The following is a 21,181-nucleotide window of genomic DNA, read 5'->3' as shown; positions in this document are numbered from 1 at the left end:
CATTTTACACCTAAACTCCTCGAATTTATAAAATATTAATAATAAAAAGCGAGGGACACTGCAAGCAGCGCCCCCACTCAGAATGTTTTCACAACGGAATAATCCTTATTGTGAATTGCTTCAAAATTGTTTTCAAATATAGGTATATTAATTTATATTTCCAAACAAACAGCACCAGTATTTTGCATTTTATGCTATTCTTCGTATATTTGAGAAGAATATTTATCAATAAACCATGAAAAACATATTAGGACTGGATCTTGGCTCAGGCAGTATCGGGTGGGCCGTTATCAAAGAAGACGAAAACAACCGTGTCATTTTGGGATTAGGCTCCCGCATCATACCCCTGTCGGTCGACGACGCCACCCAATTTACCCAAGGGAAAAGCATTACCAAGAATGCCGACCGAACGGCAAACCGCACCCAAAGGAAGGGATACGACCGCCATCAGTTGCGCCGGAAGGCCCTCACTCAATATCTTCACCAGTTGGGCATGACACCCGACGAAACACTCATAAAGCTGCCTCAACAGGAGCTGTGGGCTCTACGGGCCAAAGCGGCAACCGAAGAGATAAGCCTCCCCGAATTGGGGAGGGTGCTCTACCACCTCAACCAAAAGCGCGGATACAAATCGGGGAAGGCCGATTTTCAGGACAAAAAAAGTTCGGCATATCTCTCGGCCGTGAGCGACCGCTACAAAGAGTTGCAGGAGTGCGGCCTCACCATCGGACAGAAATTCCACGCCGAACTGAAAGCCGACCCCACTTATCGCTGCAAAGACAGGGTCTATCCCCGACAAGCCTACATCGAAGAGTTTGACCGCATCATGGCCTGCCAGCGCCGCTACCACGACACGCTCACCGACGAGCACATCGACAACCTGCGCAACCGCATCATCTATTACCAGCGTCCCCTGAAATCGTGCAAGCACCTGGTGGGCAAATGCACCCTGGCACAGATGGTCTATACATTGCCCGACGGCTCGACAAAATCCCGACCGGTAAAAGTCGCCCCTAAAAGTTCGCCGCTCTTCCAGATCTGCAAGATATGGGAGAGCATCAACCACCTCACCCTGCAACGCGGACGGGAAACCCTGGAAATAACCCCGGCACAGCGACAAGCCCTCTTCTCGCACATGAACAACAACGAGAAGTTGAAACTCACCGACCTGCAAAAGATACTGGGCATCACCAAACGCGACGGCTGGTGGGCCGGCGAGTCGATGAAGGCCGGCCTGCAAGGCAACACCACGGTTGTCGCCCTGCAAAAGATTCTAAAATCCCACCCCGATGCCGAAGCATTGCTGCGCTTCGACCTGCATATCCGCACGGTAGAGATGGCCGACCCCGACACCGGCGAAATAGCCTCGCAACTCGTCGTCGACCCGGCCTTCGAGCAAGAGCCCCTGTACCAGCTTTGGCACACGCTCTACTCGGTGAGCGACATCGATACCCTCGACCGCATCTTGGAAAAGAAATTTCACATCGACGACGCCGCCATACGCGGAGAACTGATAAAACTCGATTTCACCAAAGCCGGCTACGGCAACCTGTCGAGCATCGCCATGCGGCGCATACTGCCCTACCTGCGGCAAGGCTATGTCTACTCCGATGCCTGTTTCATGGCCGGCTACAATCACAGCCAGTCGCTCACCCGCGAAGAGAACCTGACCCGGGAGTTAGCAACGCATCTGACCCCTCTGGCCAAAGGCGAACTGCGACAGCCCATCGTCGAGAAAATTCTCAACCAGATGGTCAACGTCGTCAATGCCCTCGTCGACCGATACGGGCCTTTCGACGAGATACGCGTAGAGCTGGCTCGGGAACTGCAACAGAGCCGGGAAAAACGGGAAAAAACTTACAAAAACATTCTGAATCGCCAAAAAGAGAACGAAAAAGCCGCACAGCGAATCATCGAGGAGGGAGTAACCCCCACTCGTGCCGGCATACAGAAATACCAGCTATACGAGGAGAGCCATCACCGATGCATCTACTGCGGTAAAGACATCAGCCTGAAAGCCTTTCTGTCGGGCTACGACACCGAGGTCGAACACATCATTCCCCGCTCGCTCTACTTCGACGACAGTTTCAACAACAAAGTGTGCGCCTGCCGTGCCTGCAACCAGGTGAAAAACAACCGCACCGCCTACGACTACATGAGCAGTCTGCCCGACAACCAGTTCCAAGACTATCTTTCGCGCATAAAAGAGATGCTTGAAAAACAGGAGATCTCCAAAGATAAATACAAGTATCTACTCATGCCCGAAGCGGAAATTCCGCAAGACTTTCTCAACCGACAGATGCGCGAGAGCCAATACATTTCGCGCAAGGCCCTTGCCATGCTGCACGAGATATGCCACCATGCCTATGCCACCAGCGGCTCGGTAACCGCCTTCCTGCGTCGGGTATGGGGGTGGGACACCGTCTTGCACGACCTCAACATAGAGCGATACCGCGCCGGTAACCTTACCGAAATGCGCACCATCAACAACCGCCCTACGGAGTGCATCAAAGATTGGACCAAGCGGCTCGACCACCGGCACCACGCCATCGACGCCCTGGCCGTGGCCTGCACCCGCCAGGGATACATACAACGCATCAACACCCTTGCCTCTCACAAAGACGAGAACCTGTCGCTCGAACGCTACATACAGCAACAACCCCACTTCTCCCATGCCGAAGTCTCTGCCGCCGTCGCGAAAATACTCGTCTCGTTCAAAGCCGGCAAACGGGTAGCTACCCCCGGGAAACGCTACATCTACCGCGGAGGCCGGCGCATCTTGGTCCAAGAAGGCATCGTCGTGCCCCGCGGAGCCCTGAGCGAACAAAGCATCTACGGGAAAATATCACAATACACCAAAAACAAAAAAGGGAAGGTCTCCTTCCGCGAAGAATACGTCTTTAAATATCCCGTCGAAGGCATCGACGCCAAAACGGTGGGCAGCGTGGTCGACGCCGGCATACGGCGGCTCCTGCAACAACGACTCGACGAGTATGGAGGCAACGCCAAGAAAGCCTTCGCCACCCCCGTCTACACGGCCAACGGATTTCCTATCCGCACCGTGCGCTGCTTTACCGGCCTCAAAGCCGTCGCCCCGGTACGATACAATGCGTCGGGAGAGGCCATCGGTTTCGTCAAGCCGGGCAACAACCACCACATCGCCATCTATGCCGACCGCGACGGCAACCTGCACGAGCATGTCGTTACCTTCTGGCACGCTGTCGAGCGCAAGATACATCGGCTGCCTGTCGTCATCGAACACCCCGATGCCGTGTGGGATTCACTGCCCGACGGGCTGTCGGAGGAGTTCATGCAACAGCTGCCCGACGCCACCTGGCAACTGCAACTCTCGATGCAACAAAACGAAATGTTTATACTCGGTATGCCCGACGATCTCTATGCCGACGCCATGGAAAACCGTGACCATGCCCTGCTGAGCCGCTACCTCTACCGGGTACAAAATATTGCAACAAACGATTACAATTTTCGCCTTCATATCGAAACCTCTGTCGACGATAAATACAATGGGGATGGGAACAAAAAATTGTCTCAACAAATGGGAAAATTAATACGTATACGAAGTATACGTGCTTTATATACGCAGAATCCCCACAAAGTGCGCATCTCCGCCATCGGCGAAATCGACGAAGCATGATAAAGAAGACCCTCTACTTTGGAAACCCGGCCTACCTGAGCCTCCAAAACGGCCAACTGGTGCTGCGCCTGCCCGAGGTCGAGAAAAACGACTCGATACCCTCAGCCTGGAAACAACATGCCGAGCGCACCATTCCCGTAGAAGACATCGGGGTGGTGCTGCTCGACCACCGGCACATCACCATCACCCAAGCCCTGCTCGCCGCCCTGCTCGACAACAACTGCGCCCTCATCACCTGCGACGACAGCCACTTGCCCACCGGCCTCATGCTCCCACTGTGTGGCAATGCCACTCAGAGCGAACGCTTCCGCGACCAGATAGAGGCTTCAATCCCCCTGCGCAAGCAGTTGTGGCAACAGACCATACAAGCCAAAATCGCCAATCAGGCCGCACTCCTGCACCGCCGCGGCGTCGAAAACCGCAACATGCTGCGATGGGTTACCGAGGTGCGCAGCGGTGATGCCGACAACCTCGAAGCCCGTGCCGCCGTCTATTACTGGGCCAACCTGTTCCCGCAGATACCCGCCTTCCGACGCAAGCGCGACGGAGTGCCGCCCAACAACCTGCTCAATTACGGATATGCCATACTGCGCGCCGTCGTGGCCCGGTCGCTGGTAGGCAGCGGGCTGTTGCCCACCCTGGGCATTCATCACCACAACCGCTACAACGCCTACTGCCTGGCCGACGACATCATGGAGCCTTACCGCCCCTATGTCGACGACGCAATATGCCGACTGCTCGACGAACGGACAGAAATCAACACCCTGTCGACCGCGACCAAAACCCGGTTGCTCACGTTGCCCACCACCGAAGTAACCATTGGCGGGCAACGCAGTCCGCTCATGATTGCCGTAGCCCAAACAACCGCATCGCTCTACAAATGCTTCTCGGGCGAATGCCGTAAAATCATCTACCCCGAAATGTGAACCGAGAACTCGACCGTTTCAGCGAATACCGTATCATGTGGGTACTTGTGTTTTTTGACCTGCCGACCGATACCAAGAAAGAGCGGAAAGCCTACGCCGACTTCCGCAAGAAACTTCTGCGCGACGGCTTCACCATGTTTCAGTTCTCCATTTATGTGCGCCACTGCCCCAGCCGTGAAAATGCCGAGGTGCATATAAAACGGGTAAAAATGTTTCTCCCACCACAAGGCGAGGTGGGCATATTGTGCATTACCGACAAACAGTTTGGCATGATGGAGATATTCTCAGCCCGAAAAATCATTCCCCCCAACGCCCCGGGGCAACAACTCGAACTTTTCTGAAAACCAAAAAGGCACCTTCCTTGCAAGGAAGGTGCCTTTTTATCGAATACTTTTTCTTTTCTAAATCTCCCCGTAAACAGCTGGGAAATAGCGCACTACACACATCGAGCTGTATTCGGTAGAACAAAGATACAATTTTGAAAGCAATTTACAACTTCCGTAATTACCATTATTATCCTGAATAAGCTGTATTCGGTAGAACAAAGATACAATTTTGAAAGCAATTTACAACAAAATTGAAGATGCTGATAAGTATGTCTTCGCTGTATTCGGTAGAACAAAGATACAATTTTGAAAGCAATTTACAACTAACTCTGCCGCTCAACAACGTCAACGTTTGCTGTATTCGGTAGAACAAAGATACAATTTTGAAAGCAATTTACAACACCTGACGAAGCAGAACCAGAACTGCCACCGCTGTATTCGGTAGAACAAAGATACAATTTTGAAAGCAATTTACAACGCGTGCCCAGGCACTTCGTAATATGTACTAGCTGTATTCGGTAGAACAAAGATACAATTTTGAAAGCAATTTACAACATACTCCGTATTGCTTCGAGCGTTATCAACGCTGTATTCGGTAGAACAAAGATACAATTTTGAAAGCAATTTACAACGCAGAGCCTGTTCGTCTTTCCAATGGCTGTGCTGTATTCGGTAGAACAAAGATACAATTTTGAAAGCAATTTACAACACGGGAGGTGCGCTCGCCACCTTCCTCCGGCTGTATTCGGTAGAACAAAGATACAATTTTGAAAGCAATTTACAACTTTCACATAAGCGCAAGCTTTTACAATTCGCTGTATTCGGTAGAACAAAGATACAATTTTGAAAGCAATTTACAACGTAAAGACAGTCTCATCGATTCGTTCACTTGCTGTATTCGGTAGAACAAAGATACAATTTTGAAAGCAATTTACAACGCAAATTTGCCAACTCGGAAAACTTCGGAAGCTGTATTCGGTAGAACAAAGATACAATTTTGAAAGCAATTTACAACTTAAACAGATATTGCATCCCTTACAACGAAGCTGTATTCGGTAGAACAAAGATACAATTTTGAAAGCAATTTACAACTTCTCGTCGTAGAGGTGGTAGAGCCATGAGCTGTATTCGGTAGAACAAAGATACAATTTTGAAAGCAATTTACAACGACATACGACGAATAAAGAAACTATCACCGGCTGTATTCGGTAGAACAAAGATACAATTTTGAAAGCAATTTACAACTGCAGGGTATAGCCTTTGAGCACCCCGGCGGCTGTATTCGGTAGAACAAAGATACAATTTTGAAAGCAATTTACAACTAAGCGTGTACGACTTCCGCGCCTTATTGTGCTGTATTCGGTAGAACAAAGATACAATTTTGAAAGCAATTTACAACCTGAATCATTAAAGGCTGATGCAAAGTCTGCTGTATTCGGTAGAACAAAGATATAAATTTGAAAGCAATTTACAACTTCTTCCGGCGTGATTCTCACCCTATTGATGCTGCATTCTGTAGAACAATGATACGAAGTCTTTATTGCATGGTCGACACATTTCAACACCCCTGCTTTAAGGAGTATGAACGATTATATCAAGAAGTGATGCGCCCGCGCAGACAATAAAATTGCCTGCCGACACGCCGCATCGGCAGGCAAGGGAGTACTCTCGCCGGGAATCGAACCCGGATTTAAAGTTTAGGAAACTTCCGTTCTATCCGTTGAACTACAAGAGCAGAAGCGATTCATGCGACAAAGGTAGGACTTTTGACATACTTTTCCAAATTTCGGCCGGCCGACTTGCTCACGGCGAAACGCAGGGAAAAGGCCGACACGGCGGAGGCGACTCCGGCACGAGAAGGGGCGTGTGGGCCCCGCGCGACCGATGGACAGCGGGCCGGCATCAGTCGAAGAGCTGCTGCATGACTTCGAGCGAACGTATCTCGGGCAGGTCGGGCTGGTGCAGGCGGTAGTAGTCGATGATGTGTTGGAGCACGGCACGCCGCTCGTCGCGCGAGAAACGGAAGAGGCTCATGTTGTGCGTGTTCATGCGCATGAGCCGGGCAAACGCCGAAGCCTCGTCGGGCAGCAGGAAATGGGGGTGCGCAGGAGCCCGGGTGACGAAAACGCCGTCGAGCATGTCGAAAAAAGCCCCTTCGGCATATTGCTCGGTGTTGGGCAGGAAACCCAAAAAGCCCGAAAGGCGGAGCAGGAACCAAAGGTGGAAATTGGCCTTCCCCTCTTCCATCAAGTCGAAGAGACGTATCGACTGGGTGAGGAAGTCGAAAAACGGAGGATTGGCCTCGGGCTCCCGAAACAGGCGGGTGAGCACCTCGGAGAGGAACAAAGCCACGGCCGTCTTCACCGGGTCGCCGTAGATGTGGTTCCACACCTCGACGGGACGCACGTCGCGCAAACGGAATATATCCTGGCCGGGACGCGCCTCGGAGTCGATTTCGAGATAAGAGAATGGGGCGAAAAGAGGGCGCAGGGCCCGCGACCGCCGGCCGTGCGACTGGGGCAAAAGATAAGCGGCGCGCCCGAACTGCGCGGTATAGACCTGCACGATCGACATCTTGTCGTTGTAGGCGACCGTGTGCAACACGATACCCCGGGTTTTTACTTGCATATTGGCGTAAAAAAGTGCCGTTAGAAGACACAAATTTGGGACAAAAAAAGGAGAAAGGCAATTTTTTCTCCAAATATTTTGCCAATTCAAAAAACAGCTCTATATTTGCACTCGCATTTTCGGAAACCCTCCTCTTTCATTGATAGGGATTTACGGAAAACGGCCCATTCGTCTATCGGCTAGGACGCAAGATTTTCATTCTTGAAAGAGGGGTTCGATTCCCCTATGGGCTACCAATCAGAAACAAAAAAAATTAAAGGAGATTTATTGAATGGCAAATCATCAATCATCCATCAAGAGAATCAGACAGACGCAAACCAGAAACTTGCGCAACAGATACTACGCTAAAACCGCCCGCAACGCCGTGCGCAAACTCCGCGCCATGACCGTGAAGGACGATGCCACCGCATTGTACCGCCAAGTTTCGTCGATGCTCGACAAGTTGGCTAAGAGAAATGTGATCCACAAAAACAAAGCCAGCAACTTGAAGTCGAAACTGGCTTTGCACATCAACAAGCTCTGATACCGCAGGCACCTCCGTGGTGAGGTTGCACGCCGGCCGCTTCGCACCGAGGCGGTAATCATGGCCCATTCGTCTATCGGCTAGGACGCAAGATTTTCATTCTTGAAAGAGGGGTTCGATTCCCCTATGGGCTACCCAGCGTTGAGGAAATCCTCAACGCTTTTTTCGTATCGGCACCTCGGCACAATAGCCCCGCCTCCCCGCACACGGCCGCACCCGACACAATCTGTCACGCCACCCGGCTTTTTCCCGCAATTCTCCCTCATCAACACATCGAAAAGATTGCTAAAAATTTCCCCACACCGAGTTTTTTTATTATCTTTGTCGTGAGGTTTTCCGCCTTTGCGGCCCGACTCCGCCACCCTGCAAGAGACGGCCGTTGCCAACCTTGCAGGACAGGAAAACACCATCAAACAGAATTAACACAGCAAATATATGTCAGAAGAAAACAACAAGCAGAATGCCAGCTACTCGGCCGACAGCATACAGGTGCTCGAAGGGCTCGAAGCCGTAAGAAAACGTCCCGCCATGTATATCGGCGACATCAGCATCAAAGGACTGCACCACCTGGTATATGAGGTGGTCGACAACTCCATCGACGAGGCATTGGCCGGCTACTGTACCCACATCGAAGTTTTCATCAACCCCGACAACTCCATCACCGTCACCGACAACGGCCGCGGCATACCGGTCGACATGCATGAGAAAGAGCACAAGTCGGCACTCGAAGTCGTCCTGACGGTATTGCACGCCGGTGGAAAATTCGACAAAGGCTCCTACAAGGTATCGGGAGGTCTGCACGGTGTAGGCGTATCGTGCGTCAACGCCTTGTCGACCTATCTGCGCGCCGAGGTGCACCGCAACGGGAAAATCTACATGCAGGAATACTCGTGCGGCAAACCCCTCCACGGGGTCGAGGTCATCGGCGAAGCGAACAACACCGGCACGACCATCACCTTCAAACCCGACGGCAGCATCTTCACCGACACGACCTATCAATACGAAATCCTGCAAAACCGTCTGCGCGAGCTGGCCTACCTCAACAAGGGTATCACCATCACCTTCACCGACCTGCGCGAGCAAGACGAGAACGGCAATCCGCGGAAAGAGACATTCCACTCCGACGAAGGGGTGAAAGAGTTTGTGCGTTTCCTCAACCGCAACAACGACCCGCTCATCAACGACGTCATCTATCTCAACACCGAGAAACAAGGCGTTCCCATCGAATGCGCCATCATGTATAACACGGGTTACCGCGAAAACCTGCACTCCTACGTCAACAACATCAACACCATCGAGGGAGGAACGCACGAAGCCGGCTTTCGCACCGCCCTCACCCGCGTGCTGAAAAAATATGCCGAAGACACGAGCGCCAAAGCCCTCGAAAAAGCCAAGGTAGAGATTTCGGGCGAAGATTTCAGAGAAGGACTTATCGCCGTCATCTCGGTCAAAGTCGCCGAGCCGCAATTCGAAGGGCAGACCAAGACCAAATTGGGCAACAACGAAGTGAGCGGTGCCGTGAACCAAGCCGTGGGCGAAGCCCTCACCAACTACCTCGAAGAGCACCCCAAAGAGGCCAAGCTCATCGTCGACAAAGTGATTCTCGCCGCAACCGCGCGCATCGCCGCCCGCAAAGCCCGCGAGTCGGTGCAACGCAAGAACCCCATGAGTGGCGGCGGACTGCCCGGCAAACTGGCCGACTGCTCATCGCGCAACCCCGAAGAGTGCGAGATATTCCTCGTCGAGGGAGACTCGGCCGGCGGATCGGCCAAGCAAGGACGCAGCCGTGCCACCCAAGCCATCTTGCCCTTGCGAGGAAAAATCCTCAACGTAGAGAAAGCCATGTGGCACAAGGCTTTTGAGAGCGACGAAGTAAACAACATCATCACCGCGTTGGGCGTGCGCTTCGGTGTCGACGGCGAAGACAACAGCAAAAAGGCCAACATCGAAAAACTCCGTTATCACAAAATCATCATCATGACCGATGCCGATGTCGATGGCAGCCACATCGACACCCTCATCATGACCCTCTTCTACCGCTATATGCCCGAAATCATCGAAGCCGGACACCTCTACATCGCCAACCCGCCCCTCTACCTGTGCAGCAAAGGCAACATCAAGGAGTATTGCTACACCGAAGAGGCCCGTCAGGCATTCATACAAAAATATGGCGAAGGGTCGGAGTCGGGAATCCACACCCAACGCTACAAAGGTCTGGGTGAAATGAACCCCGAACAGCTGTGGGAAACGACGATGAATCCCGAAACCCGCATACTCAAACAGGTGACCATCAACAACGCCGCCGACGTCGACTACATCTTCTCGATGCTCATGGGCGAAGATGTCGGGCCACGCCGGGAATTTATCGAAAAGAACGCCACATACGCCAATATCGACGCATAGGTCGGGCGCGCAAAACCCTTCACGCCCCACTATCGAGGCAGAAACGAGCAGCCCGGCCGCCTTGCGACGACCGGGCTGTCTGCTAAAAAGAGACCCCGCACGCCGCACACGGTGCAAGCACGACGGCCAAGCCCCGGAAACAGAAACCGGGCTTCTACCCCCAAAGAGGTTTGCGCCAAGCGCCACAAAGCACACCGATGCCAAAAACATAAAGCCAAGAATATTCCCGGAAAGGGAAATTTGCACAACCAACCACCAACAACGCCAACAGCCATGGTCAAACATCGCAAACTACGCCCCGAAGTCAAAGCCACCAAGCCCTTTGCCGAGCACATCAGGGACCTGTTCAACGAAAACTTCCGCACGGTCTACAACCCCCGACAGATAGCCCGACGGGTGGGCGCCAAAAACGAGATGCAGAAACGCGAAGTCGTCGTGCTGTTGGACAACATGGTAAAGGAAGGGTTCCTCCTGCAAGAAGGGCCGGGACGCTACCGCCGCAACGTGGCCGACCTCTTCCTCACCGGCACGTTCGTGCGCAACCACCACCGGCTCTCAATCACCCCCGACAACGGAGGCGACCCCATCGCCGTGAGCGAGAGCAACGCCCGCCACGCCCTCTCGGGCGACTCGGTCGAGTATCTGCTCATCAACCGAGGCAAATACAGCGGCGAAGCCGAAGTCACCGACATCACCCGACGCAACGGTGCCCAGCAAATCGTGGGACGGGTCGAAAAAATCGGCCCCCGCGAAACGGTGCTGTGGGTCGACAGCCGCACATTCGACCACTGCGTCTATGTCCCGGCACGCCTCACACACGGCGCGCAGGAAGGCGAAAAAGTCGTGGTGCGCCTCACCGACTGGCCCATGTATAACGCCAGTCCACAAGGCGAAATCACGGAAATACTCGGCAAGAGCGGCGAGAACGACACCGAGATGCACGCCATTCTCGCCGAGTTTGGCCTCCCCACCCGTTACCCCGAAGAGCTCGAACAGTTGGCCGACAAAATCGAAGAGACAATCCCGGCCGACGAAATAGCCCGACGCGAAGACTTCCGCAGCATCACGACATTCACCATCGACCCGGCCGACGCCAAAGACTTCGACGACGCCCTCTCCCTGCGCCAACTCCCCGACGGAGACTGGGAAGTGGGCGTGCACATCGCCGATGTGACCCACTACGTCAAAGAAGGAAGCCCCATCGACCAGGAAGCCTACCAGCGAGCCACCTCGGTCTACCTGGTCGACCGCACGGTGCCCATGCTCCCCGAACGGCTCTGCAACCACATCTGCTCGCTGCGCCCCGACGAAGAGAAACTCTGCTTCTCGGTCATCTTCACCCTCGACGACAACGGCAAGGTGAAACAATCGCACATCGCCCGCACGGTAATCCGCTCCGACCGCCGTTTCGCCTACGAGGAGGCACAACAGGTCATCGAAACGGGACAAGGCGACTGCGCCCGGGAGATACTCACGCTCAACCGTCTGGCAGCAGCCCTGCGCAAACAGCGTTTTGCCCACGGAGCCATCGACTTCGACCGCCAGGAAATGAAATTTGTCATCGACGAGAAAGGACGCCCCATCAGCGTCTACAACAAAGTGTCGAAAGAGGCCAACAAACTCATCGAGGAATTCATGCTGCTGGCCAACCGCACGGTGGCCGAAACGATAGGTCGCGTCCCCAAAGGGAAAACGCCGAAACCATTTGTCTACCGCGTGCACGACAACCCCGACCCCGAGAAGATGGCCACCCTGTCGGAGTTTGTGCGCCGGCTGGGACTGCAACTCAAAGCCTCGGGTACCCGGGCGGAAATCACCGACTCCATCAATCAGATGCTCAGCGAGATACACAACCGTCCCGAAGAAAACCTCATCTCGACCCTCACCATACGCACCATGGCCAAGGCCGTCTACACGACCGACAACATCGGGCACTACGGATTGGCATTTGACTACTACACCCATTTCACCTCTCCCATACGCCGCTACCCCGACATGATGGTGCACCGCCTGCTCGAACGCTACCTCAACCAAGGTCGCGCCGTCGACAAAGAGAAACTCGAAGAGAAATGCGAACACGCCTCCGACATGGAACAGCTGGCGGCCAATGCCGAGCGCGCCTCCATCAAATACAAGCAGGCCGAGTTCCTCAGCGAACGGTTGGGACAGGTCTATGACGGCACCATCTCGGGCATCTCCGACCGCGGGCTGTATGTCGAAATCGACGAGAACAAATGCGAAGGGCTTATTCCCATGCGCGACCTCGACGACGACTATTACGAGTTCGACGAGAAAAACTACCGCTTGGTCGGTCACCGCACCCGCCGGCAATACTGCCTCGGCGACCCGCTGCGCATCGTCATTGCCCGCGTCGACATGGAGCGCCGGCAAATCGACTTCGCCCTCGAAGAACGCGCCCTCTCCCACACCACCGCCACGTCACCGACCCGCACGCCGAAGCCGAAACCCGGCAAAGGACTCTCGCCGAAAAACTTCGGGCTGAAAATGGCTCGCCGACACAAACGCCGCAAATAAACAAAGACACCCCACATTAATCGCATACACCATGGCAGAAGACACCAAAGACGGAATCGAATACGGCTCAGACAGCATACGCACCCTCGACTGGAAAGAACACATACGCCGGCGTCCCGGCATGTATATCGGGAAACTCGGCGACGGCACGCACGCCGACGACGGCATCTATGTGCTGCTCAAAGAGGTCATCGACAACACCATCGACGAGTATATGATGGGCTATGGCAAACAGGTCATCGTCGACATCGAAGACGACCGCGTGTCGGTGCGCGACTACGGACGGGGAATCCCCCTCGACAAAGTGGTCGACGTCTCCTCCAAGATGAACACCGGCGCCAAGTACGACTCCAAGGCATTCAAGAAATCGGTCGGCCTCAACGGTGTGGGCATCAAGGCCGTGAACGCCCTCTCGTCGGAATTCCGCATCGAGTCTTACCGCGACGGCGAATGCAAAAGCGTCACCTATGCCTGCGGCAACAAAGTCGAAGAGAGCGCCATCATCCCTACCGACCAGAACAACGGAACCTGGGTGTGCTTCAAACCCGACGACACGATATTCGTCGACTACAAATACCGCGAAGAGTTTGTCGTCGCCCTCATCAAGAACTACACCTACCTCAACTCGGGTCTCACCTTCATCTACAACGGCGTGCGGTACACGTCGAAAAACGGCCTCGTCGACCTGCTCAACGAGAAGATGACCGCCACCCCTCTCTACCCGATGATACACCTCAAAGGCGACGACATCGAAGTGGTCATCACCCACAACGACCAGTATGGCGAGGAGTTCTACTCGTTTGTCAACGGCCAACATACGATACTGGGGGGCACCCACCTGTCGGCCTTCAAAGAGGCGGTGTCGCGCACCATAAAGGAGTTTTTCTCCAAGAACTTCGAATATGCCGACATTCGCAACGGCATGGTAGCCGCCATCAGCATCAAGGTCGAGGAACCGGTCTTCGAGTCGCAGACCAAGACCAAACTCAGTTCGCGCGACATGGGACCCGACGGCCCCACGGTGAACAAGTTCATCGGCGACTTCCTGAAAAAAGAACTCGACAACTACCTCCACCGCAACAACGAGACCAAAGAGATTCTCCTCAAAAAGATACAAGACTCCGAAAAAGAGCGCAAAGCCATCGCCGGCGTCTCGAAGATTGCCCGTGAACGGGCCAAGAAGGCCAACCTCCACAACCGCAAACTGCAAGACTGCCGCATACACTACAACGACCCCAAAGGCGACCTGCGCGACGAGACCTGCATCTTCATCACCGAGGGCGACTCGGCCTCGGGCTCGATAGGCAAGAGCCGCAACGCCGACACGCAAGCCATTTTCAGCCTGCGGGGCAAACCGCTTAACAGTTACGGGCAGACCCGCGAGGTAGTCTACGAGAACGAGGAGTTCAACCTGCTGCAAGCCGCCCTCAATGTCGAAGACGGTATCGAGGGGTTGCGCTACAACAAGGTGATCATCGCCACCGATGCCGACGACGACGGCATGCACATCAGGCTGCTCACGCTCACCTTCCTGCTGCAATTCTTCCCCGACCTCATCAAGAAAGGACACGTCTACATCTTGCAAACGCCGCTCTTCCGCGTGCGCGACAAGAAAGAAACCCGCTACTGCTACACCGACCAGGAACGCATCGAGGCCATCAGATATTTCGGCGAGAACGCCGAAATCACCCGTTTCAAAGGGCTCGGAGAGATTTCTCCCGATGAGTTCAAAGAGTTCATCGGCGAGAATATCCGGCTCGACCAGGTCACCCTGCGCAAAGAAGACTCGGTGAAAGAGCTACTCGAATTTTACATGGGGAAAAACACCATGGAACGACAGAATTTCATTATCGATAACCTGATTGTAGACGATGAAGACCTCTGAAAAAACAGCCTTTTATCCGGGCACATTCGACCCCTTCACGCTGGGCCACGAATCGGTGACGCGGCGCGCCTTGCAAATCTTCGACAAAGTCATCGTCGCCATCGGCATCAACGATGCCAAGCGCTGCCTCTTCACGCCGGGACAACGTGTGGAGATGCTGCAAAAACTGTTTGCCGACGAACCCCGCGTCGAAGTCATCACCTACGACAACCTCACCGTCATCGAGGCAAAAAAACGGGAAGCGACCGCCATCTTGCGGGGCATACGTTCCGTCGCCGACTTCGAATACGAGAAGACCATCGCCGACCTCAACCGCGATATCTCGGGCATCGAAACGCTCCTGCTCTTCACCGAGCCGCAATATGCCCACATCAGTTCCTCGGTCGTGCGCGAATTGCTGCGCTTCAACCAACCGGTGAAACAGTTCATACCCCAAAACCTCGTTCTCCCCGACCTCCGCTAACCCCACCGACCCATGAAAAGGCTCACGACACTCCTGCTGCTCCCCCTCCTGCTGCTGACGGGGACGGCAATGGCACAAACCCCGAAAGAAAACGACCGACGCGCATCGACCGAGAATCGTCGCGAGGAACAACCCCGCCGCTTCAATGCGCTCAACAAGATAAACATGGTGGCAGCCGCCGTCTCGCGTCTTTATGTCGACGTGGTCGACGAAGACACCCTCGCCGAAAAGACCATCGCCGCCATGCTCAAACAACTCGACCCCCACTCGACCTACCTGCCACCCCATGAAGCGAAGCAGACGCTCGAAACCCTGTCGGGCCGCTTCGACGGCATCGGGGTGCAGATAAACATGCTCAACGACACGCTGCTCGTCGTGCAGACCATCGTCGGCGGACCTTCGGAAAAAGCGGGCATCTTGCCCGGCGACCGCATCGTGACGGTCGACGACACCCTCGTGGCCGGCGTGAAACGTCCCATCAACGACATCATCACCATGCTGCGGGGCAAGCGGGGCAGCAAAGTCTCGGTAGGTGTCGTGCGGCGCGGCGTAAGCGAACCGATAACATTCAAAATCACCCGCGATAAAATCCCGGTAAACAGCATCGACGCCACCTACATGCTCGACGACTCGACAGGCTACATCAGGCTGAGCCGCTTTGCCGAAAAAAGCGCCGAAGAGATGGAAAAAGCGGTGAAATCGCTCCGCAAGGAGGGTATGCGCCGCCTCATTCTCGACCTGCAAGGCAACGGTGGCGGCTATCTCAACGTCGCCGTCGCCATCGCCGACATGTTCCTCGACAAAGACCAACTCATCGTCTACACCGAAGGACGCAACACCCGCCGGGCCCAAGAGAAAGCCTCGGGCAAACCCCTCCTTCCCGACGAACGGGTCGTGGTGATGGTCGATGAATTGTCGGCCTCGGCCAGCGAAATACTGGCCGGCGCGCTCCAAGACTGGGACCGCGCCGTGGTCGTAGGCCGTCGCACGTTTGGCAAGGGGTTGGTACAACGCCCCATCACCCTGCCCGACCAGTCGCTGCTGCGCCTCACCGTGGCCCGCTACCACACGCCCACCGGCCGCTGCATTCAACGCCCTTATGTCAAAGGCGAGAGCGAAGCATACGAACAGGATTTGAATGAGCGGTTCATACATGGCGAACTGATGAATGCCGACAGTATTCACTTCACCGACTCACTCACTTACAAGACTTTGCGCACCGGACGCACGGTCTATGGCGGCGGAGGCATCATGCCCGATGTATTCGTGGGCCTCGACACCACACGCTACACCGCCTACCATCGCCAACTCCTGCGCAGCGGCGTGCTGAACCGCAGCGTCTATACCTACCTCGACAGCCACCGCAAGGAGTTGAACGCCAAGTACCGGCGCGTGCAACGGTTTATCGACCAATATGTCATCGACGACGACCTGTTGAAATTGCTCGACGAACTGGCCGCCCGGTCGGGCATCACGCCCAAAGACGCCGCCGAGAGAGAGCAAGCCATGCCCCTCATCGCCACACATCTCAAAGCCTTGCTGGCCCGAGACCTCTACAACGACGCATCGGCGTTCTACAAGATTTACAACCCGACCGACCCGACCTATCTCAAAGCGGTTGAAATCATTAGGACCGAGGCATACCCCTCCTTGCTGGGCGAATAAGCACGGCCGCGACGTGCAGGCCATTACCGCTCGTCGGGGCCTATCTCTCACCCGGCTACACGAAAAAAGAAAAAACCTCTTCCCCGCGGGGAAGAGGTTTTTTCTTTTTCAATCCGTAAAACAATTATTTTACTTTGTCGGCCAATTCTGCACCGGCTTTGAATTTTACCACTTTCTTAGCCGGAATGGTGATGGTCTGTTTGGTAGCGGGATTGATACCGGTTCTTGCACTTTTCTCGCTGACAGAGAAAGTTCCGAAACCAATCAAAGCGATTTTTTCACCTTTTGCCAACTCTTCCGATACGGTAGCAACAAATGCTTCCAACGCCTTTTTGGTGTCGGTCTTGGCCAAGCCGGCTTTTTCTGCAACAGCAGCAATCAAATCTGTTTTGTTCATAATGTTTATTGTTAGTATTAAAATATGGTTTATCTTCTTCCTTTCTTCTATCCCGACAAGGGGAAAGAGCATCAACTTGTGGACAAATGTATAATTAAAAAACAAAAAAACAAAGGTTTAGGTCAAAAAAAAGACAAAAATATTTATCCTTTTCCCATTCTGTCCTTTTTTTATCTTTTCGGCAAAGAAATATTCCTTATTTTTGTGTCGCATAAAACTTTTCAACCCGAAACAGCCGTTATTGTTCGGCACACCATAAATAAACCCACATGATTGAAAACCGGTCAAATTTTCTCAGCAGCATTCCGCCTGTCACCAAAAACCTGATTATTATCAACTTGTTGCTATGGCTGGCAACCATTGTCTTCAAGAAAACCCTCGGTATCGACCTGGTCGAATACATGGGGCTGCACTACTTCCAGGCCGAACGTTTCAACGCCGCACAGATGGTGACCTACATGTTCATGCACGACCCCTATTCGTTCGGGCATGTATTCTTCAACATGTTCTCGGTCTTCATTTTCGGCCGCACGCTCGAAATGGTGTGGGGCGGGAAACGTTTCCTTGTCTTTTACATCATCACCGGCCTCGGCGCCGGGCTGATACAGGAAATCACCTGGTACCTCTCCCTGCATGAAGCCATTGCCCATACCGAAGCCGCCATCGGCTGGGAGCACACGCAAATGATGCTCAACAACATCATCACCATCGGAGCCTCGGGTGCCGTGTTCGGCATTTTGCTGGCCTTCGGCATGCTGTTCCCCAACGCCGAGCTCTTCCTGATGTTTATCCCTATCCCCATCAAGGCCAAATATTTCGTCATCGGCTACGGACTCATCGAGCTCTTCCTGGGTATTCGCAGCAGCAGCGGCGGCGGTGACAACATCGCCCACTTTGCCCACCTGGGCGGCATGCTCTTCGGCCTCATACTCATTCTCTACTGGCGCAAGAAAGGAGGCAGCCGCAATGGGTATTTTTGATGACCTGCGCCTGAAATACAACACGGGGCAACTGCCGATAAAGTTTATCTTCATCAACGTCGGCCTGTTCCTTGTCGTGCGGCTCTCCGACATCATCTGCACCTTGATGGGCAGTCCGTTCTCGGTAGCGCCCTATCTCGAACTGCCGTCCGACCCCACCCTCCTGCTGCATCGGCCCTACACGGTCATCAGCTACATGTTTTTCCAGTATGACCTGCTGCACCTGCTCTTCAACATGCTGTGGCTCTACTGGTTCGGGCAGCTCTTCCTCCTGTTTTTCAACGCCAAGCAGTTTGGCGGGGTCTATATCCTGGGCGGGTTGAGCGGAGCCGTGCTCTACCTGGCGGCCTACAACCTGCTGCCCTATTTCGCCGCCAGCCGAGGCATGCTGCTGGGCGCATCGGCCGCCGTACTGGGCGTCGTGTTTGCCGTGTCGGCCTACGCCCCCGACTATAAAATAAGGCTGTTCCTGCTGGGCAATGTCTCGCTCAAATACATTGCCCTGATCACCGTGCTGCTCGACCTGCTGAGCATCACGTCCCAAAATGCGGGCGGACACATTGCCCACATCGGAGGCGCCCTCTTCGGCTACCTTTTTGCCCGGCAATACAAAACCGGCCGCGACTTGACAAAAAGTTTCAACCGTATGGTCGACCAATTTGTTCTTCTCTTCAAACCGGGAACCCCAAGCAGCCGCCCGTTCAAAAAGAGCCGCCCAAACCGCACAAGGAATGTCAGCGACGAAGAATATTTGCGACGCCGGCAAGAGAAAACGGTCGAAATAGACCGCATTCTCGACAAAATAAAACAATCGGGATATGAATCACTCTCACGGGACGAAAAACGACAACTCTTCGAAGCCGGGAAAAAATAAGAAAAAGGGCGTAAAGATTTTTTCGGCCGCCTACCGGATACTGGCTCTGAGCATCAACCTCGTCGCGGGCGGGCTGCTGCTCGTAGCCGCATACAGCGACCTGATTCCGCCCGACCGTTTTGCACCGGCACTCTTCTTCACGCTGGCCTATCCCTTATTCTTTTTCCTCGAAGTGTCGCTCCTGCTGCTGCAACTCTTCATTCGTCCACGGAAATATGCCCTTCTTCCCGTGATTTTCCTGCTGCTTTCATTCGGGTCGGCCCGCAACTACTTTCCCGTGCACATAAACTGGGGAAGCCCCAAGGAGGGAATCACCCTGCTCACCTACAACATACAGAGTTTCGGCCAGGCCGCATCGACCAGCGGCGGGAAGAGCAACACGATTCTCGACCTGCTGCGCGACAGCGAGGCCGATATCATCTGCCTGCAAGAATACAGCAACCAACCGACCAAAAGGCAACAGCTCACCCAAAGAGGCATAGAACGGGTGCTGTCGGAATACCCCTACCACCACGTCTACAAACCCAGCCTCTACCACACGGGCATCGCCTGCTACTCGAAATACCCTATCAAGAAGGTCGAGACCATCTCTTTCGACGAATCAAGCAACCGGGCCTGCCTCTACCAGTTCTCCATCGACGGGAAGCCGCTCACGCTCATCAACTGCCATCTCGAATCGAACCATCTCGAACACAAAGACCGGGAACTGTATGAGCAGATAGCCAAACACCCGACCCAATCGACCGACCTCCTGCCCCAAGCCAAAAACCAACTCCTGAAAAAACTGGCCCGCGCAGGTGCCATGCGCGCCAAGCAAGCCCGTGCCATACGCGCGTTTGCCGAGGAGATACCGGGCGCCGTCGTCATCTGCGGCGACTTCAACGACACGCCCCAGTCCTATGCCTACCGCAAGATACGCGGCGATTTCGGCGATGCGTATGTGTCGACGGGATTCGGCCCGGGCATCACCTACCACGAGTCGGGAATGTGGTTCCGCATCGACCACATTCTGCACAACGACGCCCTGCGGGCGACCGACAGCCGCATCATACACAAAAGCTACTCCGACCACTACCCCGTAATGGCAACCTTGCAATGGAATCAACGGTCAGATTAGCGAAATTTTTCCTTAATATTTGCATACATATCGACATTCCATTAATTTTGCAAGCCGAAAAGAGATGTTTTCAATAGGCAATACATTATAAGACAAATATTAACTCAAAAAAAATCTCAAATCTTATGTGGTTATTAAACTCATCAATCGGGAAAAAGGTGGTGATGAGCCTCACCGGTCTTTTTCTTATCTTGTTCCTGACATTCCACATGTCGATGAACTTGGTGGCCATCTTCTCGGAAGAGGGCTACAACGCGGTGTGTGAATTCTTGGGAGCCAACTGGTATGCCTTGGCAGGTACCGCCGTCATCGCAGCCGGTGCAGTACTGCACATTCTCTTTGCCTTGTGGCTGACCTACATCAACCGTCGGGCCCGCGGAAAAGACCGTTACAAAGTGACCGAAAGACCCAAAGATGTCGAATGGGCCTCCCAGAACATGCTTGTATTGGGCATCATCGTCGTATTGGGCATCGCATTGCACTTGTACCAATTCTGGTTCAAAATGCAGTTCAACGAAATCACCGGCATTCTGCCCGAAGTGAACCCCCACGACGGATACGGTCTCATCGTCGAGACGCTCGGCAACCCCATCGTGGCCGTCATCTACCTGGTATGGTTCGTGGCCATCTGGTTCCACCTCACCCACGGTTTTTGGAGCGCCATTCAGACGCTGGGCTGGAACAACAAAATCTGGCTGTCGCGCTGGAAATGCATCTCCAACATCTACACGACCATTCTCTGCCTCGGATTTGCTGTGGTAGCCATCTATTTCGGTTTCATAGCATAACGTAACATCATCTAAT

Annotated in this window: 15 protein-coding genes, 3 tRNA genes and 1 CRISPR repeat array; of the genes, 15 read left to right on the top strand and 3 right to left on the bottom strand. The window is 53.9% G+C overall.

Annotation, left to right across the window (positions count from 1 at the left end; all coding sequences use genetic code 11):
- Positions 1-235: 235 nt before the first annotated feature.
- The 3 genes from cas9 to cas2 are packed head-to-tail and all read left to right on the top strand — an operon-like array spanning position 236 to position 4,922.
- The gene (gene cas9, locus IAD09_01840) at positions 236-3,655 is read left to right on the top strand and encodes a type II CRISPR RNA-guided endonuclease Cas9 (protein ID HIT80974.1); all 3,420 of its coding nucleotides are present in this window, start codon (positions 236-238) and stop codon (positions 3,653-3,655) included.
- Positions 3,652-4,581, top strand: a complete 930-nt coding sequence (gene cas1 / locus IAD09_01835) for a type II CRISPR-associated endonuclease Cas1 (protein HIT80973.1) — start codon at positions 3,652-3,654, stop codon at positions 4,579-4,581. The genes cas9 and cas1 overlap by 4 nt, the downstream gene beginning before the upstream one ends.
- A 35-nt stretch (positions 4,582-4,616) precedes the next feature.
- Positions 4,617-4,922 carry a CRISPR-associated endonuclease Cas2 gene (gene cas2, locus IAD09_01830; protein ID HIT80972.1) on the top strand — a complete coding sequence of 102 codons (306 nt, stop codon included), beginning with the start codon at positions 4,617-4,619 and terminating at the stop codon, positions 4,920-4,922.
- A gap of 108 nt (positions 4,923-5,030) precedes the next feature.
- Positions 5,031-6,382: direct repeats of the CRISPR family, unit length 47 nt; unit sequence GCTGTATTCGGTAGAACAAAGATACAATTTTGAAAGCAATTTACAAC.
- Between the two features lie 188 nt (positions 6,383-6,570).
- On the opposite strand, the gene IAD09_01825 is transcribed toward cas2, so the two are convergent.
- Positions 6,571-6,642 (bottom strand) — tRNA-Arg (locus tag IAD09_01825).
- A 167-nt stretch (positions 6,643-6,809) separates the two neighbouring features.
- Positions 6,810-7,535, bottom strand: coding sequence for a DNA repair protein RecO (gene recO / locus IAD09_01820; GenBank protein HIT80971.1), 726 nt, complete (start codon positions 7,533-7,535; stop codon positions 6,810-6,812).
- A 161-nt stretch (positions 7,536-7,696) separates the two neighbouring features.
- Between recO and IAD09_01815 the strand changes: the two genes are divergently transcribed.
- The 8 genes from IAD09_01815 (at position 7,697) to IAD09_01780 (ending at position 17,009) form a co-directional block, all read left to right on the top strand.
- Positions 7,697-7,771 (top strand) — tRNA-Glu (locus IAD09_01815).
- 35 nt (positions 7,772-7,806) lie between these two features.
- Positions 7,807-8,058 (top strand): 30S ribosomal protein S20, encoded by a 252-nt coding sequence (locus IAD09_01810; GenBank protein HIT80970.1) that lies wholly within the window; start codon positions 7,807-7,809, stop codon positions 8,056-8,058.
- Positions 8,059-8,120: 62 nt separating this feature from the next.
- Positions 8,121-8,192: transfer RNA gene (locus IAD09_01805), tRNA-Glu, on the top strand.
- A gap of 301 nt (positions 8,193-8,493) precedes the next feature.
- Complete coding sequence (gene gyrB, locus IAD09_01800) at positions 8,494-10,461, top strand: DNA topoisomerase (ATP-hydrolyzing) subunit B (GenBank protein ID HIT80969.1); 1,968 nt, start codon at positions 8,494-8,496, stop codon at positions 10,459-10,461.
- Positions 10,462-10,734: 273 nt separating this feature from the next.
- The gene (gene rnr, locus IAD09_01795) at positions 10,735-12,996 is read left to right on the top strand and encodes a ribonuclease R (protein ID HIT80968.1); all 2,262 of its coding nucleotides are present in this window, start codon (positions 10,735-10,737) and stop codon (positions 12,994-12,996) included.
- Positions 12,997-13,027: 31 nt separating this feature from the next.
- Positions 13,028-14,881 carry a type IIA DNA topoisomerase subunit B gene (locus IAD09_01790; GenBank protein ID HIT80967.1) on the top strand — a complete coding sequence of 618 codons (1,854 nt, stop codon included), beginning with the start codon at positions 13,028-13,030 and terminating at the stop codon, positions 14,879-14,881.
- Positions 14,868-15,344 carry a pantetheine-phosphate adenylyltransferase gene (coaD, locus tag IAD09_01785; protein HIT80966.1) on the top strand — a complete coding sequence of 159 codons (477 nt, stop codon included), beginning with the start codon at positions 14,868-14,870 and terminating at the stop codon, positions 15,342-15,344. Before IAD09_01790 ends, coaD begins: the two co-directional genes overlap by 14 nt.
- A gap of 12 nt (positions 15,345-15,356) precedes the next feature.
- A complete protein-coding gene (locus IAD09_01780) occupies positions 15,357-17,009 on the top strand; it encodes a S41 family peptidase (GenBank protein ID HIT80965.1) in 1,653 nt (550 codons plus the stop codon).
- Positions 17,010-17,133: 124 nt separating this feature from the next.
- Here IAD09_01780 and IAD09_01775 read toward each other — a convergent pair whose 3' ends face one another.
- Positions 17,134-17,406, bottom strand: a complete 273-nt coding sequence (locus IAD09_01775) for an HU family DNA-binding protein (GenBank protein HIT80964.1) — start codon at positions 17,404-17,406, stop codon at positions 17,134-17,136.
- A 269-nt stretch (positions 17,407-17,675) separates the two neighbouring features.
- Here IAD09_01775 and IAD09_01770 point away from each other — a divergent pair, with 269 nt between their 5' ends.
- The 4 genes from IAD09_01770 to IAD09_01755 all read left to right on the top strand — a co-directional run bounded on the left by IAD09_01770 (position 17,676) and on the right by IAD09_01755 (position 21,165).
- Positions 17,676-18,386, top strand: a complete 711-nt coding sequence (locus IAD09_01770) for a rhomboid family intramembrane serine protease (protein ID HIT80963.1) — start codon at positions 17,676-17,678, stop codon at positions 18,384-18,386.
- Positions 18,373-19,260 carry a rhomboid family intramembrane serine protease gene (locus tag IAD09_01765; GenBank protein HIT80962.1) on the top strand — a complete coding sequence of 296 codons (888 nt, stop codon included), beginning with the start codon at positions 18,373-18,375 and terminating at the stop codon, positions 19,258-19,260. Before IAD09_01770 ends, IAD09_01765 begins: the two co-directional genes overlap by 14 nt.
- Positions 19,205-20,377, top strand: a complete 1,173-nt coding sequence (locus tag IAD09_01760) for an endonuclease/exonuclease/phosphatase family protein (GenBank protein ID HIT80961.1) — start codon at positions 19,205-19,207, stop codon at positions 20,375-20,377. Before IAD09_01765 ends, IAD09_01760 begins: the two co-directional genes overlap by 56 nt.
- Before the next feature lie 125 nt (positions 20,378-20,502).
- A complete protein-coding gene (locus IAD09_01755) occupies positions 20,503-21,165 on the top strand; it encodes a succinate dehydrogenase cytochrome b subunit (GenBank protein ID HIT80960.1) in 663 nt (220 codons plus the stop codon).
- Positions 21,166-21,181: the final 16 nt, after the last annotated feature.

Origin of the sequence: Candidatus Caccoplasma merdavium (assembly GCA_018715595.1) — a bacterium.
Taxonomy (GTDB): Bacteria; Bacteroidota; Bacteroidia; order Bacteroidales; family UBA11471; genus Caccoplasma; species Caccoplasma merdavium.
This window is presented reverse-complemented; position numbering and strand designations above follow the sequence as displayed.

What these genes read in the sequence shown, in the direction of transcription:
- rnr (HIT80968.1), top strand. Translation starts at nt 10,735, where the DNA reads ATGGTCAAACATCGCAAACTACGCCCCGAAGTCAAAGCCACCAAGCCC.
- IAD09_01775 (HIT80964.1), bottom strand. Translation starts at nt 17,406, where the DNA reads ATGAACAAAACAGATTTGATTGCTGCTGTTGCAGAAAAAGCCGGCTTG.
- IAD09_01765 (HIT80962.1), top strand. Translation starts at nt 18,373, where the DNA reads ATGGGTATTTTTGATGACCTGCGCCTGAAATACAACACGGGGCAACTG.
- IAD09_01755 (HIT80960.1), top strand. Translation starts at nt 20,503, where the DNA reads ATGTGGTTATTAAACTCATCAATCGGGAAAAAGGTGGTGATGAGCCTC.
- IAD09_01760 (HIT80961.1), top strand. Translation starts at nt 19,205, where the DNA reads ATGAATCACTCTCACGGGACGAAAAACGACAACTCTTCGAAGCCGGGA.
- IAD09_01780 (HIT80965.1), top strand. Translation starts at nt 15,357, where the DNA reads ATGAAAAGGCTCACGACACTCCTGCTGCTCCCCCTCCTGCTGCTGACG.
- cas9 (HIT80974.1), top strand. Translation starts at nt 236, where the DNA reads ATGAAAAACATATTAGGACTGGATCTTGGCTCAGGCAGTATCGGGTGG.
- IAD09_01770 (HIT80963.1), top strand. Translation starts at nt 17,676, where the DNA reads ATGATTGAAAACCGGTCAAATTTTCTCAGCAGCATTCCGCCTGTCACC.
- cas1 (HIT80973.1), top strand. Translation starts at nt 3,652, where the DNA reads ATGATAAAGAAGACCCTCTACTTTGGAAACCCGGCCTACCTGAGCCTC.
- coaD (HIT80966.1), top strand. Translation starts at nt 14,868, where the DNA reads ATGAAGACCTCTGAAAAAACAGCCTTTTATCCGGGCACATTCGACCCC.
- recO (HIT80971.1), bottom strand. Translation starts at nt 7,535, where the DNA reads ATGCAAGTAAAAACCCGGGGTATCGTGTTGCACACGGTCGCCTACAAC.
- gyrB (HIT80969.1), top strand. Translation starts at nt 8,494, where the DNA reads ATGTCAGAAGAAAACAACAAGCAGAATGCCAGCTACTCGGCCGACAGC.
- cas2 (HIT80972.1), top strand. Translation starts at nt 4,617, where the DNA reads ATGTGGGTACTTGTGTTTTTTGACCTGCCGACCGATACCAAGAAAGAG.
- IAD09_01810 (HIT80970.1), top strand. Translation starts at nt 7,807, where the DNA reads ATGGCAAATCATCAATCATCCATCAAGAGAATCAGACAGACGCAAACC.
- IAD09_01790 (HIT80967.1), top strand. Translation starts at nt 13,028, where the DNA reads ATGGCAGAAGACACCAAAGACGGAATCGAATACGGCTCAGACAGCATA.